This window comes from Gluconobacter sp. R75690 (assembly GCF_015244525.1).
In the GTDB taxonomy this organism is placed as follows: domain Bacteria; phylum Pseudomonadota; class Alphaproteobacteria; order Acetobacterales; family Acetobacteraceae; genus Gluconobacter; species Gluconobacter potus.
Genome location: NZ_JABCQB010000001.1, coordinates 197,657 through 212,254 on the forward strand (window position 1 = coordinate 197,657; position 14,598 = coordinate 212,254).

Annotated in this window: 15 protein-coding genes; 8 read left to right on the forward strand and 7 right to left on the reverse strand. The window is 61.9% G+C overall.

The window, feature by feature from the left end:
* Window positions 1-233: 233 nt before the first annotated feature.
* The 5 genes from pal (at window position 234) to glmM (ending at window position 6,510) form a co-directional block, all read left to right on the forward strand.
* Window positions 234-713, forward strand: coding sequence for a peptidoglycan-associated lipoprotein Pal (gene pal, locus HKD27_RS00945; protein ID WP_062497498.1), 480 nt, complete (start codon window positions 234-236; stop codon window positions 711-713).
* A 143-nt stretch (window positions 714-856) separates the two neighbouring features.
* Window positions 857-1,723 carry a tol-pal system YbgF family protein gene (locus tag HKD27_RS00950; RefSeq protein WP_194688233.1) on the forward strand — a complete coding sequence of 289 codons (867 nt, stop codon included), beginning with the start codon at window positions 857-859 and terminating at the stop codon, window positions 1,721-1,723.
* A 23-nt stretch (window positions 1,724-1,746) separates the two neighbouring features.
* Window positions 1,747-2,982, forward strand: coding sequence for a tRNA lysidine(34) synthetase TilS (gene tilS, locus HKD27_RS00955; RefSeq protein ID WP_228518251.1), 1,236 nt, complete (start codon window positions 1,747-1,749; stop codon window positions 2,980-2,982).
* A 171-nt stretch (window positions 2,983-3,153) separates the two neighbouring features.
* The gene (gene ftsH, locus HKD27_RS00960) at window positions 3,154-5,058 is read left to right on the forward strand and encodes an ATP-dependent zinc metalloprotease FtsH (protein WP_011253213.1); all 1,905 of its coding nucleotides are present in this window, start codon (window positions 3,154-3,156) and stop codon (window positions 5,056-5,058) included.
* Window positions 5,059-5,151: 93 nt separating this feature from the next.
* The gene (gene glmM / locus HKD27_RS00965) at window positions 5,152-6,510 is read left to right on the forward strand and encodes a phosphoglucosamine mutase (protein WP_011253214.1); all 1,359 of its coding nucleotides are present in this window, start codon (window positions 5,152-5,154) and stop codon (window positions 6,508-6,510) included.
* A 68-nt stretch (window positions 6,511-6,578) separates the two neighbouring features.
* Here glmM and HKD27_RS00970 read toward each other — a convergent pair whose 3' ends face one another.
* Window positions 6,579-7,322, reverse strand: a complete 744-nt coding sequence (locus tag HKD27_RS00970) for a response regulator transcription factor (protein WP_041111989.1) — start codon at window positions 7,320-7,322, stop codon at window positions 6,579-6,581.
* A gap of 190 nt (window positions 7,323-7,512) precedes the next feature.
* Here HKD27_RS00970 and fliI point away from each other — a divergent pair, with 190 nt between their 5' ends.
* Entirely contained in the window at window positions 7,513-8,871 is a 1,359-nt protein-coding gene (gene fliI, locus HKD27_RS00975; protein ID WP_194688232.1) for a flagellar protein export ATPase FliI, read from the forward strand.
* 11 nt (window positions 8,872-8,882) lie between these two features.
* Entirely contained in the window at window positions 8,883-9,308 is a 426-nt protein-coding gene (fliJ, locus tag HKD27_RS00980) for a flagellar export protein FliJ (protein WP_194688231.1), read from the forward strand.
* Here fliJ and HKD27_RS00985 read toward each other — a convergent pair.
* From HKD27_RS00985 to HKD27_RS00995, 3 genes are all read right to left on the reverse strand, one after another.
* Window positions 9,290-9,721: a hypothetical protein gene (locus HKD27_RS00985; protein ID WP_194688230.1), complete on the reverse strand. Its 432-nt coding sequence runs from the start codon at window positions 9,719-9,721 to the stop codon at window positions 9,290-9,292. The genes fliJ and HKD27_RS00985 overlap by 19 nt on opposite strands.
* A 69-nt stretch (window positions 9,722-9,790) precedes the next feature.
* On the reverse strand, window positions 9,791-10,330 hold the full coding sequence (locus HKD27_RS00990) for a hypothetical protein (protein ID WP_228518250.1): 540 nt from the start codon (window positions 10,328-10,330) through the stop codon (window positions 9,791-9,793).
* Window positions 10,331-10,341: 11 nt separating this feature from the next.
* A complete protein-coding gene (locus HKD27_RS00995) occupies window positions 10,342-11,625 on the reverse strand; it encodes an aminopeptidase (protein WP_194688228.1) in 1,284 nt (427 codons plus the stop codon).
* A 54-nt stretch (window positions 11,626-11,679) separates the two neighbouring features.
* Here HKD27_RS00995 and HKD27_RS01000 point away from each other — a divergent pair, with 54 nt between their 5' ends.
* Window positions 11,680-12,531: a glycosyltransferase family 2 protein gene (locus tag HKD27_RS01000; protein ID WP_370544211.1), complete on the forward strand. Its 852-nt coding sequence runs from the start codon at window positions 11,680-11,682 to the stop codon at window positions 12,529-12,531.
* A gap of 53 nt (window positions 12,532-12,584) precedes the next feature.
* On the opposite strand, the gene HKD27_RS01005 is transcribed toward HKD27_RS01000, so the two are convergent.
* The 3 genes from HKD27_RS01005 to HKD27_RS01015 all read right to left on the reverse strand — a co-directional run bounded on the left by HKD27_RS01005 (window position 12,585) and on the right by HKD27_RS01015 (window position 14,562).
* Window positions 12,585-12,860, reverse strand: coding sequence for a hypothetical protein (locus tag HKD27_RS01005; protein WP_024716948.1), 276 nt, complete (start codon window positions 12,858-12,860; stop codon window positions 12,585-12,587).
* Window positions 12,861-12,997: 137 nt separating this feature from the next.
* Window positions 12,998-14,065, reverse strand: coding sequence for a histidinol-phosphate transaminase (gene hisC / locus HKD27_RS01010; protein WP_194688227.1), 1,068 nt, complete (start codon window positions 14,063-14,065; stop codon window positions 12,998-13,000).
* A complete protein-coding gene (locus HKD27_RS01015; protein WP_194688226.1) occupies window positions 14,062-14,562 on the reverse strand; it encodes an ankyrin repeat domain-containing protein in 501 nt (166 codons plus the stop codon). The genes hisC and HKD27_RS01015 overlap by 4 nt, the downstream gene beginning before the upstream one ends.
* Window positions 14,563-14,598: the final 36 nt, after the last annotated feature.

The following is a 14,598-nucleotide window of genomic DNA, read 5'->3' on the forward strand; positions in this document are numbered from 1 at the left end:
TTTGTGGTTCCGAAACTGAATCGAACTTTTCGGCCTTAACCCGCGTTAAGACGACACTTGACCCATGATTTGAGTCATGAGTATGGGCGCTTATGGCCACTGGTTTTCAGGCACGGCAGACAGGGATCGAAACCGACTCCTGCTTGTTCCGGTCTGGGAAGAAGTGGTCCGGGATAACGCGGCATTTTCCGCATTCGGTTCCAGATGTGGGGCCGTTCTCAGGATTGAGACACATGAAGTTCAAGGTATTTGGCGCGCTTGGTCTGGCGCTTGTTCTCGCAGCCTGTTCCAACGGCAACACCAACAAGGGTGACAGCAATGGCGCTGGCGCCGTCGCTCAGGAAGCCGGCCCGACGCCCGGCAGCGAAGCCGATCTGGTCGCCAATGTCGGCGATCGCGTCTTCTACGAGCTGAACCAGTCCCAGCTTTCTGAAGAAGCCCGCGCAACGCTGGACAAGCAGGTTGCCTGGCTTGCCAAGTACCCGCAGGTCAGCATCCAGGTCGCTGGCAATTGCGATGACCGCGGCACGGAAGAGTACAACATTGCTCTCGGCCAGCGTCGTGCAAATGCAGCCCGCGACTACCTGGTCGCCAAGGGTGTGAGCGCTTCGCGCATCACCACGATCTCCTACGGCAAGGACCGTCCGACCGCCGATGGCGATGACGAGCAGTCCTGGGCCCAGAACCGTAACGCCATCACGTCTGTTCGCTGAACCGACGTTTCAGGCCTGACGGACTGGGATGATGAGCGGCCGGGGGATTATCCCCCGGCCGTTTCTGTTTTATGACTGGGCCATGTCGCACGCGAGACCTGCCTGCGTGCCCGTGACCGTGAGTTTGTCTCAGGAGATCCGTTATGGTGCTGTCCCGTTCCCTGCGTGCCGTCTTTCTGGGCACGGCTCTTTCCGTCCTGTCGCCCGTCGTTCCGGCGCTGGCTCAGGATGCCCCTGACAGCGGGGAAATTTCCTCACGCGAAGCCATTGCCCTTCAGGATCAGATCGCATCCCTGCGGCAGCAGCTTTCTCAGGTTCAGAACGGTGGTGGTCTTGCTGTGCCAAGCGCGACGGCAACTCCCCAGGTTTCTGTCGGAGATGGTAATCTGACGGCGCAGCTTCTGGAGCGTGTTTCGGCTCTGGAAGAACAGAACCGCCAGATGCGGGGGGAGTTGGATCAGCTCAGCAATTCTGTCCGGGACAATCAGGCCAGCGTGTCCAAGCAGATTTCGGACATGCAGTTCGCGTCCCAGAACGGGGGCGGATCACCGGCCCCGGCTCCGGTCAAGGCCGCCACCGAGGAAAAGGCCTCTGCCCCTGCTGCCGAGGCTGCCGAGCAGCCGAAGACGGCTCTGGATGCCCTGAAGGCTGGCAACGCCTCCCTGCATTCCGGCAATTACACGGATGCGGAAAGCAATGCCCGCTTTGCCATCAAGACGGCGCATAGCGTGTCGGGCAAGATGGATGCGCAGTTCCTGCTGGCCCAGTCCCTGGCAGGGCAGAAGCAGTACCGTCAGTCCGCCGTTGCCTATTACGACGCTTATACCAAGGCGCCGAAATCCCTGAAGGCCCAGGACTCCCTGCTTGGCGTGGCGGCATCGATGCTGGCGCTCGGGGACAAGGGATCGGCCTGTCAGGCGCTGGACAAGCTCAAGACCGAGTTCCCTGCGCCCGCGCCGCGTGTGAAGACGGCTGAGACGACGTTCCGGAGTCGTGCCGCCTGTCACTGAGCGATGTCTTGCTGAGTTCGGGGATGGCGCATCCAGTCGGGGAACAGGAGTTTGCCGACCGGATGGCCCGGTTTGGTCCGTGGCCACCCGATATCGATGACGCACCGGTAGGGCTGGCTGTCTCAGGGGGCGCCGATTCCATGGCGCTCGCGTTTCTGGCCCGTCGCTGGCGGCGGAATGTTGTGGCGTTCGTCGTGGATCATGCCTTGCGGCCTGAATCGGCGGCCGAAGCGCAGCTGACAGTCCGTCGTCTTGCCGGGATGAACGTGAAGGCCCGGCTTCTGACGCTTGCGCCGTTTTCGAAAGGCCGGATGCAGGAGCGGGCCCGCGACGCCCGGTTCGAGGCTCTTGAGGCGGCCTGTGTTTCGGAAGGCTGTCTGGATCTTCTGGTTGCGCATCATGCCGGCGATCAGGACGAGACGGTGTGGATGCGGCACCTGCGTGCGAGCGGCCCTCTGGGGCTGAGCGGCATTCAGCCTGTTTCCGTGCGCGGGCGTATCCGACTGGTCCGACCGCTTCTTTCGTTTTCCACGGCACGTCTGCGCCTGACCCTGAAAGCGGAAAACCTGCCGTGGATCGAGGACCCGTCGAATGCCAACCGGCGTTTCGAGCGGGTTCGTCTGCGGCAGGACCTGACGGCGGAGCAGAGACTGGAAGCCCGTGCTCTGCAAAAGGCTGCCCTACAGGAGCGTCAGCGTCTTGAGACGCAGCTGGCGGGACAGCTTGGGCGCCACGCCGTCTGGCACGAGCAGGGTTGGGTTTTTCTCGGGCAGGCGGGGTTGGATGCAGAAACCCTGGCCGTCCTGATCCGGCTGGTTTCGGGGCGTGCCTATCGTCCGGCGCGTGAGGCTGTGCAGACCCTGATGCAACAGGGCTCCGGAACGCTGTCGGGGGTTCAGATCCGGCCCGCGGGGCGCTTCGGGGACGGGATCATTCTGGTGCGGGAGGAAAGGGCGCTTGGTCCGGCCGTTCCCGCGAAGGCCGCAGTGCTCTGGGATGGACGCTGGCGTCTTCTGACCACCGATCTTCCGCAGGGGAGTCTGATCGGGCCGCTGGGGGATGCCGTTCACGCGCTGGATCTGCGCAGGCTGGGCATGCCTTATGCGGCTGCCCGCTGCCTTCCGGGCGTATGGCATGAGGGGCGACTGGTTTTGGGGCCACGTCTGGGGGAGATGGCCTGGGGCGAATTTGCCGGTGAGGCGGATTTTGTCTGGTCGTCCGGTGTCCCCGCGACGGGAGAAAATCATTTCAGGACGTAAAAAGAGCTTCAAAAACGCAAGAAATGCGTTTTCCTGCCCCCGATGGGGTAGGATCGTGGACGCGGAGGCTTATGTTATGAAGTCAACGCAGAATGTGACCGGTCGGCCAGTTGTGACGGGGGTTCCCGGACCGCATCTGACGGAACAGTCTGAAGGACGACAGAGAGCGAGATGAACAATTTAGGCCGTAACGTCGCGATCTGGGTGGTCATCATCGTGGTCGGAATGGCAGTGCTGACAGCCTTCCAGCCCGGTGGCGGCCAGCATGCAGCCCAGCAGATCGCCTATTCCGATTTCATCCATGATGTGGACCAGCATCAGGTCCGTTCGGTTGTGATCCAGGAGCAGAATGTCTCCGGGACGCTGACGAACGGGACGTCTTTCGAGACCTACGCTCCGCTTGATCCGAGCCTTCCGGCCCGTCTGACAGCCGCGAATGTCGAAGTGACGGCCAAGCCGATGGAAAGCGGCGAAAGCCCGATCCTGCGTTATGCGAGCGCCTATCTGCCGGTTCTGCTTCTGCTCGGGCTGTGCTTCATGGTTTTCCGCCAGATGCAGGGCGGTGGTGGCCGGGCCATGGGCTTCGGCAAGTCCCGCGCCAAGCTGCTGACGGAAAAGACCGGCCGTGTGACGTTTGAAGACGTTGCCGGTATCGACGAGGCGAAATCCGAGCTTCAGGAAATCGTCGAGTTCCTGCGTGACCCGCAGAAATTCACCCGTCTGGGCGGCAAGATCCCCAAGGGTGCGCTTCTGGTCGGGCCGCCGGGTACGGGTAAGACGCTGCTGGCCCGCGCCATTGCGGGCGAGGCCAATGTGCCGTTCTTCACGATCTCCGGATCGGACTTTGTGGAAATGTTCGTCGGTGTTGGTGCATCCCGTGTGCGTGACATGTTCGAGCAGGGCAAGAAGTCCGCGCCCTGCATCATCTTCATCGACGAAATCGATGCGGTAGGTCGTCATCGTGGCGCCGGTCTTGGCGGTGGCAATGACGAGCGCGAGCAGACCCTCAACCAGATGCTGGTCGAGATGGATGGCTTCGAGAGCAATGAGGGTGTCATCCTGATTGCCGCGACCAACCGTCCGGACGTTCTGGATCCGGCTCTGCTGCGTCCGGGCCGTTTCGACCGTCAGGTTGTCGTGCCAAACCCGGATGTTGCCGGGCGTGAGAAGATCCTGCGCGTTCACATGCGCAAGGTTCCGCTGTCGTCGGATGTGGATCCGAAGGTCATTGCACGGGGTACGCCGGGTTTCTCGGGTGCGGATCTGTCCAATCTCGTGAACGAAGCTGCGCTGATGGCGGCCCGTCAAGGACGGCGGACCGTCGGTATGGCGCAGTTCGAGGAAGCCAAGGACAAGGTCATGATGGGGGCGGAGCGTCGTTCCATGGTCATGACCGAGGACGAAAAGCGCTCGACGGCCTATCACGAATCCGGACATGCCATCTGCGCGATCTTCACGCCGGGAAGCGATCCAATCCACAAGGCGACCATCGTGCCGCGTGGCCGGGCGCTGGGTCTGGTCATGACCCTGCCGGAGAAGGACAATATTTCCTACAGCCGCAAATGGTGCCTGGCACGTCTGGTCATTGCCATGGGTGGTCGTGTTGCCGAGGAAATCATCTTCGGACGCGAGGAAGTCAGCGCCGGTGCTTCGGGTGATATCAAGAGCGCGACCGATCTTGCACGGCGCATGGTGACTGAATGGGGCATGAGCGATACGCTCGGCATGATTGCCTATGGCGATAACGGGCAGGAAGTGTTCCTTGGCCACTCCGTGACCCAGAGCAAGAACATTTCGGAAGAGACGGCCCGGGAAATCGACAAGGAGGTCAAGGTCCTGATCGACACGGCTTACAAGCAGGCCCACGATCTGCTGACGACCCGTATCGATGACCTGCACCGCCTGACCGCAGCGCTTCTGGAATATGAAACGCTGACAGGTGAGGACGTTGGTCGCATCATGCGCGGTGAGGCCATCGAGCGTACATCGGACGATGAACAGGTTCCCGATAACCGTCGTGCCTCTGTTCCGACCACGCGCCCCGGCGCGTTTGATCCGGCGCCTCAGGCGGGGTAATCAGGCAGCCAATCGCACCAACAGGCGCGTCATCGGGATCTTTCCCGGTGCCGCGCCTTTTTCATTTCTGGCAGACAGGCAGGATTCTTCATTATGGCCACCAAAAGGTCTCTGTTCGGTACTGATGGCATCCGGGGAACGGCCAATACCGCGCCCATGACGGTCGAGATCGCACAGAGACTGGGGCAGGCGGCCGGCCTGTATTTCATGCGCAGTCAGAACCGCCGGCACAGCGTCGTGCTCGGCAAGGATACGCGCCTTTCAGGCTACATGCTGGAATGTGCCCTGGTTGCGGGCTTCCTGTCGGCCGGGATGGACGTCATTCTGGTCGGACCGCTGCCCACGCCTGCCATTGCCATGCTGACGCGCTCTCTTCGGGCCGATCTGGGTGTGATGGTCTCGGCGTCTCATAACCCCTTTACCGATAATGGCATCAAGCTGTTCGGGCCGGACGGATTCAAGCTTTCCGACGAAGTTGAAGGCGAGATCGAGGACCTGATGTCGCAGGACCTGTCCGCGCGGCTGGCGTCACCGGCGCAGATTGGCCGGGCGTCACGTCTGACGGATGCGGCCGGGCGCTATATCGAGAATGCGAAGGCCTCTTTTCCGCGGGGCCTGCGGCTGGATGGCCTGAAGATTGTCATCGACTGTGCCAACGGCTCGGCCTATCGCGTGGCACCCACGGCCCTGTGGGAACTTGGTGCGGAAGTTATCAAGATCGGCTGTTCGCCTGATGGGCTGAACATCAATGACGGCGTGGGGTCAACGCATCCTGAAACGCTGTGTGCAGCCGTCAGAGAGCATGGGGCGGATTTCGGTATTGCGCTGGATGGTGATGCGGACCGTGTCCTGATTGCAGATGAGAACGGCAATCTTGTCGACGGGGACCAGATCATCGGTCTGATTGCAGCCTTCTGGAAGCAGCATGACCGGTTGCGGGGCAATACGGTGGTGACGACCGTCATGTCTAATATGGGTCTGGAAAAGGCCCTGGCGGAGAATGGTCTCGAACTTCAGCGCACGGCGGTCGGTGATCGCTATGTTGTGGAACGGATGCGGGAAATCGGCGCTAATCTGGGCGGCGAGCAGTCCGGTCACATGGTCCTGTCGGACTATGCCACCACGGGCGATGGTCTGATTGCGGCCTTGCAGGTCCTGGCGGTGTCCGTCGAGACAAAGCGGCCTGCCAGCGAGATCTGCCGTTTCTTCACGCCCTATCCGCAGCTTCTGAAAAATGTCCGCTATTCAGGGACCAGCCCGATGAGCAGTCCCGATCTCGCTGCGGCCAAGGCCTGGGCGGATGAGCGGCTGGCCGGAAGTGGCCGTCTTGTCCTGCGGGCAAGCGGGACTGAACCGCTGATCCGTGTCATGGCCGAGGCGCAGGATGAGGCGCTGGTACATGAGGTTGTGGACCATGTCTGTGATGTCATCCGCGCGATCGCGCACGCCTGATTCTGGCAGATGACTATAAGAAGCGGGAACCTGCCGTGAGCGGCAGGGGCGCCTGATCCCGAGGGCGGTCAGACGGCCGCGATGGCTGCGGGAACGCTGTTTCTGGACGTGGCGTCTGTCACAGCAGGGATTTCCGCGGTGTCGTCTTCGCGCAGGATGTAGCCGCGTCCCCAGACGGTCGCGATCAGGTTTCCCGCGCCGACATTCTGGAGTTTCCGACGCAGCTTGCAGATGAAGACGTCAATGATCTTCATTTCCGGCTCGTCAATGCCGCCATAGAGGTGGTTGAGAAACGCGTCCTTGGTCAGGACGGATCCCTTGCGGATCACCAGCAGTTCCAGAATGGCATATTCCTTGCCCGTCAGGTGCAGCGGAGCGCCGTCGACCGTGACGTTCTTGCCATTCAGATCCAGTTCCAGATTGCCGACGCGAAGCTTCGGCTCGGCAAAGCCACGGGAGCGCCTCATGACGGCCTGCAGACGGGCGACCAGTTCGCCTGCGTCGTAAGGCTTGGTCATGTAGTCGTCCGCACCCATGGAGAAGGCCCGGATTTTCGCCTGGGGGCGCAGCAGGGCGGACAGGACAAGGATGGGTGTCGTGATACGCGCAGCCCGGGCGCGGCGGATCACTTCGTAGCCTTCAAGGTCGTTCAGCATCAGTTCGAGCACCACCACATCGTAGTCGTAATGGCGAAGCATCTCGATGGCCTCTTCGCCAGACGGCGTGTGGTCTACGGTGAAAGACGCGGTCCGCAGGATCTGGGACAGTGTGGTGGCGGCTGACTGATCGCTGTCGACAAGAAGGATACGCATGTTCTCAACTCCCGGCTTGGTGAAGCAATGGTTACTACCCAAGGTTGTGTGTGTCGATAGACATGGATCAAAAATCGTAAAATTGTCATTATCTTTCCCGTCAGAGGGGAACGTTAGGGTTCTCTTAAGGGTGTGGTTGTAGGGTTGGAAGATCGGAACAATCCGCGGAAAACGGTCAGAAACTGCCACTATGGACGACTACGACAGACTGCTCGAAAGGCTTTCGAACCTCACCTGCGACTGGGTTGTAGGAAGCGTTAAAGACGTTATCGGTCTCTGCCTGACCGTTATCGGACTCGAAGGTTTCATTACGATTGGAGACCGAGTCGCGGTGAAAGCGCGTGACGGGCGGGTTGTGCAATCCGAGGTTGTGGGATTTCAGGGCGATGTCGCGCGGCTCATGTCCTTCGGACCTCTGGACGGAATTGGTCCAGGCTGTGAGGCCAGGATTCCGCTGAACCGCCATGATGGTGGTCTGGGCGTCAATGAAAGCTGGCTGGGTCGTGTGCTGGATCCGCTGGGACAGCCGATCGACGGGAAGGGGCCTCTGTTTCCGTCGTTTGAGCGGCAGCCGGTCCAGTGTCCTCCGCCCAATGCCGCAAGCCGGGCGCGGCTTGGCGAGCGTATCGACCTCGGGGTCCGAGCGCTTGATACCTTTACGACCTGCCGGCGCGGACAGAGGCTCGGGCTTTTCGCGGGGTCGGGTGTCGGGAAATCGACATTGCTGTCCATGCTCGCCCGGGGCGCGGACTGTGATGTCGCCGTGATCTCACTTGTGGGCGAGCGTGGGCGCGAAGTGCGGGAGTTCATCGAGGATGATCTCGGGCCGGAAGGGCTGGCACGGAGCGTGCTGGTGATCGCGACTTCGGATTCACCGCCTCTGATGCGCCGCGAAGCTGCTCTCTCTGCCATGGCCATCGCGGAATATTTCCGGGAGCAGGGCAAATCAGTCCTGCTGCTGATGGACAGCGTGACGCGGTTCTGTATGGCGTTGCGTGAAATCGGTCTGTCGGCCGGAGAGCCGCCTGCGACACGGGGGTATCCGCCTTCGGTTTTTGCCGAACTGCCGCGTCTTCTGGAGCGGGCGGGGCCTGGCTATGCCGATCAAGGCATGATCACGGCGCTCTTCACGGTTCTTGTGGAGGGGGATGACCAGAATGAACCGGTTGCGGATGCCGTGCGTGGCATTCTGGACGGGCATATCATTCTTGACCGCAAGATCGGCGAGCAGGGGCGTTATCCTGCCATTGATGTTCTGCGTTCCCTGTCGCGTGCGGTTCCGGGATGTAATTCGCCTGAGGAAAATGCTCTGACACAACGCGCACGGGCCGCGATGGCGACCTATCAGCGGATGGCGGACATGATCCGGCTGGGGGCCTACAAGCCCGGAACGGATCATGAGGTGGATGAAGCCATCGCCCTGATGCCGAAGCTGAACGAGTTCCTGTCTCAGGGGCGGAACGAACGCACCACGCGCGCCGAGGCCTTTGAGCAGCTGGCGCAGATCATGCAGATGCCGCTGAAAAACCTGCCCCCGAATGAATCGTAAAGGACCTCACAATGGAACCCTCACCTCTCGAGACACTGATTACCCTGCGGGAGCAGGAACTTGATCTTGTGGAACGCAGCTTTGCAGAGGCCGTGGCGCGGGAAACGGCTGCGGAAGAAAAACTGACTGCGGCACAGGCGGAGATCCTGAACGAGCAGCGGATCGCATCCAGCCCTACGGCGGATGACGGTGCTGTGGAGGCATTCAGCCGGTGGCTTCCCGCAGGGCGGCAGGCGGTTCTCGAAGCGCGGGAGCGCTGTCGGGAAGCGGCGATGGATCGCGAGGCGGTGCGTTCAGCCCTGATCGCTGCCCGGGCAGCGATGGAGGCCGTCAGGACCTTGCGGGAAGAGCAGAAGGAAGAAGAGCGGCAGGCTGACCTCAGAAAGGAACAGAATGTTCTGGACGAACTCGCTGGCCGTCAGTTCGGCAGGTCGTGAGAGGGTGCATGCCCGCGTAAGGCCGTCTCGATCTGGGCAGCGGTGCCAATCAGGGCGCAGGCGACCGGATGGGTGCTGTCGCGGACGAAGGCCAGGACGAGGTCGGGATCGCTCGGAAAAAGGTCGCTTTGCAGCGTGATGACGGGTGTCATTTCGCCGTTACGGGATGCCCCTTCAGCCGCGTGTGAGAGAAGGCGGGCAACAGCTTTTTCCAGCGCGGGAAGAAGTACCGTGTGAGGGGCGTCATGATGTGCGGCATGGGTCGCGATCAGTTCATCCCAGCCGTTACGGGTTACGAAAGCGGGGATGCCGTCAGGGGGCGTGTCGCGCTCGGCGCGCAGGAGGGCGCCGGACTGGGCCATGCCGAGGATATCCAGGGCAGGGAGAATCGCGGGGTCGAGTTTGATGGACATTTGGGTCTTTGGTTCGCGGGTGGGAGAGGCCGGCTTATTTCCACGGAAGGCGCGGCCTCTGTGCCGTTGTCAGTGCGGCGGGTTGCCCATGGCCTGCATCAGGGCCGTAACCTGCTCGGGCTGGGCCTTGAAGAGGGCGACATTGGACGGGTTGGGGCTGGGCATTCCCGTCGGGAGCTGTCCGTTGCTGGCGGCCAGGGTCATGCCGAATGTTGTCATGCCCATGACAAAGCTCTCGGGCGTGAAGCCGTGGCTTTGCAGGACGGGGGCCAGTCCCGGCACCTGACTGATCTGCCGGATCGTGTCTGAGAGGCTCGTGCCATGGGAATTGGGGGGCTGGATATTGCGGGCCTGGAGTTCGGCGATCGTCGCCGCGGCACGGGTCATGAAGTCAGGCGGTAGCGGGTAATGCATGGCCCGCTCCGTATCCGCGCGGACCTGGGGGGAGATCTGCTGGGTTTGCTGCGGCGCGCCCTGAAGGGGCGTGCTTCCGTCAACCTGGGTCTGGCTTTGGGCGCCACCCTGATAAGCGGATGGCGGGTAGGTCTGCGCCTGTGCCACCAGTGGCAGCATTGTAGCGGAAACGAGAAGGGCAGAGAGCCCTGTCATGCGGGGAAATGTCATGCCTGCACCCATTCGCCAGCGCGCATCAGTGGCACGCGGTTGCCATTCTTGAGACCATCGAGGTCGATCTTGTCCGAACCGATCATCCAGTCAATGTGGATGAGGGAGTCGTTGACGCCTCGCTCCAGCAGTTCTTCCGGCGTCAGGCCTTCGATATCGACCATGCACTTCGTATAGGCCTGACCGAGAGCAATGTGGCTGGACGCATTTTCGTCGAACAGCGTGTTGCGATACAGGATCTTGCTGGCCGAGATGGGCGAGGAGTGCGGCACGAGAGCCACTTCACCAATCCGGGCTGCGCCTTCATCGGTGCTGAGGATGCGCTTGAGCACGTCTTCGCCATGGCTTGCGGACGCTTCTACGATCCGTCCGTTTTCAAAGCGGACCGAGATGTTGTCGATCAGCGTGCCCTGATGGAACAGCGGCTTGGTGCTGCTGACCCGGCCATCGACCTTGCTGCGATGGGGGGTCGTGAAGATTTCTTCCGTGGGAATGTTCGGGTTGCAGACAATGCCATTGCCCGATTTTTCCGAGCCGCCTGCCCAGAGATGACCGTCAGCAAGGCCGACCGTCAGATCGGTGCCGGGGCCGCTGAAATGCAGGGCCTCGAAGCGGCTGTCATTCATGAACTTCGCCCGGACATGCAGGGCGGCGTTATGAGCTTTCCACTCGGCGACTGGGTCGGCCACATCGACGCGGGAGGCTTTGAAAATTCCGTCCCACAGGGCGGCGAGTGCCTCGTCGGCCGGAAGCTCCGGGAAGACCTGTGCAGCCCAGGCCGGGGTGGCGCAGGCGATAATGTTCCAGTTCACGGCGAACTGCGTGATGATTTCCATTGCCGGGCGGTTGGCCTTGGAATTGGCGCGGTTGGCCCGGGAAATACGCTCGGGGTCCTGACCCTTCAGAAGGGTCGGATTGGCGCCCGTGATGGCCATGCGGGCTGCGCCTTCACGGAAAGCGCGGGCCATGCCGTCAGCCAGCCATGTGGGTGCGACGTCGAAGGCTTCGTCCGGGGCATGGATGAAGCGGGCCAGCGTGGTCTCGTCATCCGCATACAGCGTCGTCACCAAGGAGGCGCCGGCCTTGTAGGCGTGTTCCGTTACGCGACGGACAAGCGGGACGGCGGCCAAAGGTGCTGTGATGAGAAGCTGCTGGCCCGGCGCGATGTTCAGGCCAACGCGGACGGCAACCTCGCCCAGGCGATCAAGCAGTTGTTCGTGCGAAAAGGTGGAAGGAGCGGACACGTTGGACTCTTTCGCAGTGATCATTCTGTCCGTCATGGTGTGCCCTGTGGCGCCGAAGTGCAAGAGAGCAGCGCGGGCTTAGGCTGTGACGTGACAGGTCTGCGGACGCGCAGTATCGTCGCCGGCATGGAACCCGGACTTCACATTTTCGCCGATGCCGGCGAGCCAGACCAGCGGCCGTTTGATGTTGCGGTCGTCATGCCGAGCCTGCTGCGACCGAGTATCGTCCGGGCACTCCAGTCCATCTTCGCGCAGCAGAGTGGATTGCGGGTTCAGATCATGATCGGGCTGGATAGGGCGCCAGGAGAAGGTGCGGACGAACTGCTGCAGCGTGCAGTCGAGGGACGGCCGCCGGGCTGGGCTGTTGAAGTTCTGTGGCCCGGCTATTCCACGTCCCAGAGGCATGGCGGGTTTGGCCGTGCAAAGGATGGGGGCGTGTTGCGCAGTGTGCTCAGCCAGCTTTCGAATGCGCCGCGGATTGCTTACCTCGACGACGACAACTGGTGGGCGCCGGATCACCTGTCTTCCCTGCTGACGGCGATCGAGGGGCAGGACTGGGCCTGGGCCGGGCGGTGGTTCGTGCATCCGAGGACGCTGACACCCATCTGCGAAGATCAGTGGGAGTCCGTCGGGATCGGGGGCGGAATTTTCCGGGAAAGCTATGGCGGGTTTGTCGATCCGAACTGTCTGATGATCGACCGGACGCGGGTGCCGGAAGCTCTGGACATGTGGAACCAGCCTCTGGCCGGAGACGGGACGCAGATGACGGCAGACCGGAATGTTTTCAGGCTGCTGAAGCACAGGCCGGGCAGGCCGACCGGCGAATATACGGCGTATTATGTCCTGACCGAGACCGACGGTCTTCATCCGGCACGGCTGCGGCTGATGGGGCCGGCGGCCTGGGATGCGGCATCCCGGAAAACGGTCGCTCAGGACGCCTGATGCAAAAACGGCCGGTGCAGAGAAGAACTCTGCACCGGCCGTCTCAGCCGCCATTACATGGAGCGGATCGTGTTGCGACGCGGCGGGCGGCGCTGGCGGTCGGACTGGGCGTCCGGATTGGCGGCCTTGGCAGCTTTTTCACGCGCGATGGTGCGCAGTTCGACCTCCAGTTCGCGGATGCGGCGCTGGATGCTCTCCTTCAGCGTCGGAGATGTGTGGGACTTCATGGACGCGATCGTTTCCTTGAGGTCCCGGAGCTGTTTTTCCTTTTCGGCCTGATTACGGCGAATAGGCTGGTTGTCGGACATCTGTCCCTGAAATGCACGCATGTGTTCGTCTTTCCGCATGAAGCATTCACGGGCCTCCCGCTCATCCGGGGATGGCGGGATGGAACACGCGAAAGCGTGCCCGGCTGGCCCTGTCTGGCTCATGATTATGGGGGACGGAGTATTACCGTCCGGTTAATTCAGGATCGGGGAGAAAGGATGTCCCGCAAAGCGTCTGTCAGGCGTATGCAGGCTTCGTCCGTTCCGATCGAGATGCGCAGCCAGTCCTGGATGCGCGGGGTTGAGAGATGCCGGACAAGGATCGCCCGCTCGCGCAGGGCGGCGGCGATGGCTCCGGCTTTGTGCGCCGGGTGGTGCACGAGAACGAAGTTGGCACAGGATGGCAGGACTTGGAAGCCAAGATTTTGCAGATCCGGGACCAGCCTGTCACGGCTGGCGATGACGCGCGCCGTGATATCCGCAAGCCAGTCGGTATCCTGGATCGCGGCGATGGCCCCGGCCTGTGCCGGACGGGAGAGGGGATAGGAATTGAAGCTGTCCTTGACCCGGATGAGACCTTCGATCAGCTCCGGAGAACCAATCGCAAAACCCACACGCAGCCCTGCCAGGGCATAGGACTTGGACAGCGTCTGGACCACCAGCAGATTGTCATACCGGTGTGTCAGTTCAATGGCGGACTGCGCCCCGAAATCGACATAGGCCTCGTCGATGATGACGGTCCGGTCCGGATGACGCTTCAGGAGCGTCTCGATCTGCTCCAGTGGCAGAGCAATGCCCGTGTTCGCATTAGGATTGGCGATGATGATGCCGCCGCAGTCGCCGGTATAGGCGTCGATATCGATCGCAAAATCGTCATTGAGCGGGATATGGCGGAACGGTTGTTCGAACAGGCCGCAATAGACCGGATAGAAGCCGTAGGTCACATCCGAGAACAGGACCGGCGCATCATCGTGGAACAGGGCGCGGAAGGCATGGGCCAGCACTTCGTCCGAGCCATTGCCGACGAAAACGCGGTCTGCCGTTGTGCCGAAGCGGGCGGCAATGGTGTCGCGCAGAACTGCCGCCGTCGGGTCCGGATACAGGCGCAGGTCATCCGATGCGGCGTCCCGGATGGCTGCCAGCACCTTCGGGCTCGGGCCGTAGGGAGACTCGTTCGTGTTGAGCTTCAGCAGGTCCGCGACCTTGGGCTGCTCGCCCGGGACGTAAGGGTGCAGGTCACGCACCCGGCGGTTCCAGAAACGGCTCATGCGGGTATTCCGGTGAACAGGCTGCTCATGAGCTGGCGTTCGGCGAGATCGCGGGCGGAGACGCCGTCCGCGTCTTTCAGGTCAGGGTTCGCGCCGGCTGCCAGAAGGGTTCTGGCCATGTCTTCGCGGTTGAACATGATGGAGAACATCAGCGGCGTGCGACCGGCATGATTGGCATGATCCACCTGAGCACCGTGATCGAGCAGAAGCTTTGCGATGTCGGTCAGGCCCTTGAAGGCCACGCCGGACAGAGCCGTGGCGCCCTTGAGATCGGTTGCTTCCGTATCGGCGCCGCGGTCTAGCAGCAGGCGCGTGGCGTCCGCGTGGCCGTTATAGGTAGCGACGATCAGCGCGGTGTATCCGCGGCTGTCGGGCGTATCGATGGCCATGCCGGCGTCCAGAAACTGGGTCAGGAGGTCGGTATCGCCTTCACGGGCCGCGTCGATGAACAGGGCGGTGATCTGGTCTGACGTGAAAGTGACGTTCTGGGCGTTCATGACGGTTTCCACATGGAGGTGTCCCCTCGCGGGGTG

Bases quoted from the DNA above. Each gene is read 5' to 3' on its own strand.
- ftsH (WP_011253213.1), top strand. From the start codon at position 3,154: ATGAACAATTTAGGCCGTAACGTCGCGATCTGGGTGGTCATCATCGTG.
- tilS (WP_228518251.1), top strand. From the start codon at position 1,747: ATGGCGCATCCAGTCGGGGAACAGGAGTTTGCCGACCGGATGGCCCGG.
- HKD27_RS00990 (WP_228518250.1), bottom strand. From the start codon at position 10,330: ATGACAGGGCTCTCTGCCCTTCTCGTTTCCGCTACAATGCTGCCACTG.
- fliI (WP_194688232.1), top strand. From the start codon at position 7,513: ATGGACGACTACGACAGACTGCTCGAAAGGCTTTCGAACCTCACCTGC.
- HKD27_RS00985 (WP_194688230.1), bottom strand. From the start codon at position 9,721: ATGTCCATCAAACTCGACCCCGCGATTCTCCCTGCCCTGGATATCCTC.
- HKD27_RS00970 (WP_041111989.1), bottom strand. From the start codon at position 7,322: ATGCGTATCCTTCTTGTCGACAGCGATCAGTCAGCCGCCACCACACTG.
- HKD27_RS00950 (WP_194688233.1), top strand. From the start codon at position 857: ATGGTGCTGTCCCGTTCCCTGCGTGCCGTCTTTCTGGGCACGGCTCTT.
- glmM (WP_011253214.1), top strand. From the start codon at position 5,152: ATGGCCACCAAAAGGTCTCTGTTCGGTACTGATGGCATCCGGGGAACG.
- HKD27_RS00995 (WP_194688228.1), bottom strand. From the start codon at position 11,625: ATGACGGACAGAATGATCACTGCGAAAGAGTCCAACGTGTCCGCTCCT.
- pal (WP_062497498.1), top strand. From the start codon at position 234: ATGAAGTTCAAGGTATTTGGCGCGCTTGGTCTGGCGCTTGTTCTCGCA.
- hisC (WP_194688227.1), bottom strand. From the start codon at position 14,065: ATGAGCCGTTTCTGGAACCGCCGGGTGCGTGACCTGCACCCTTACGTC.
- fliJ (WP_194688231.1), top strand. From the start codon at position 8,883: ATGGAACCCTCACCTCTCGAGACACTGATTACCCTGCGGGAGCAGGAA.
- HKD27_RS01015 (WP_194688226.1), bottom strand. From the start codon at position 14,562: ATGAACGCCCAGAACGTCACTTTCACGTCAGACCAGATCACCGCCCTG.
- HKD27_RS01005 (WP_024716948.1), bottom strand. From the start codon at position 12,860: ATGCGTGCATTTCAGGGACAGATGTCCGACAACCAGCCTATTCGCCGT.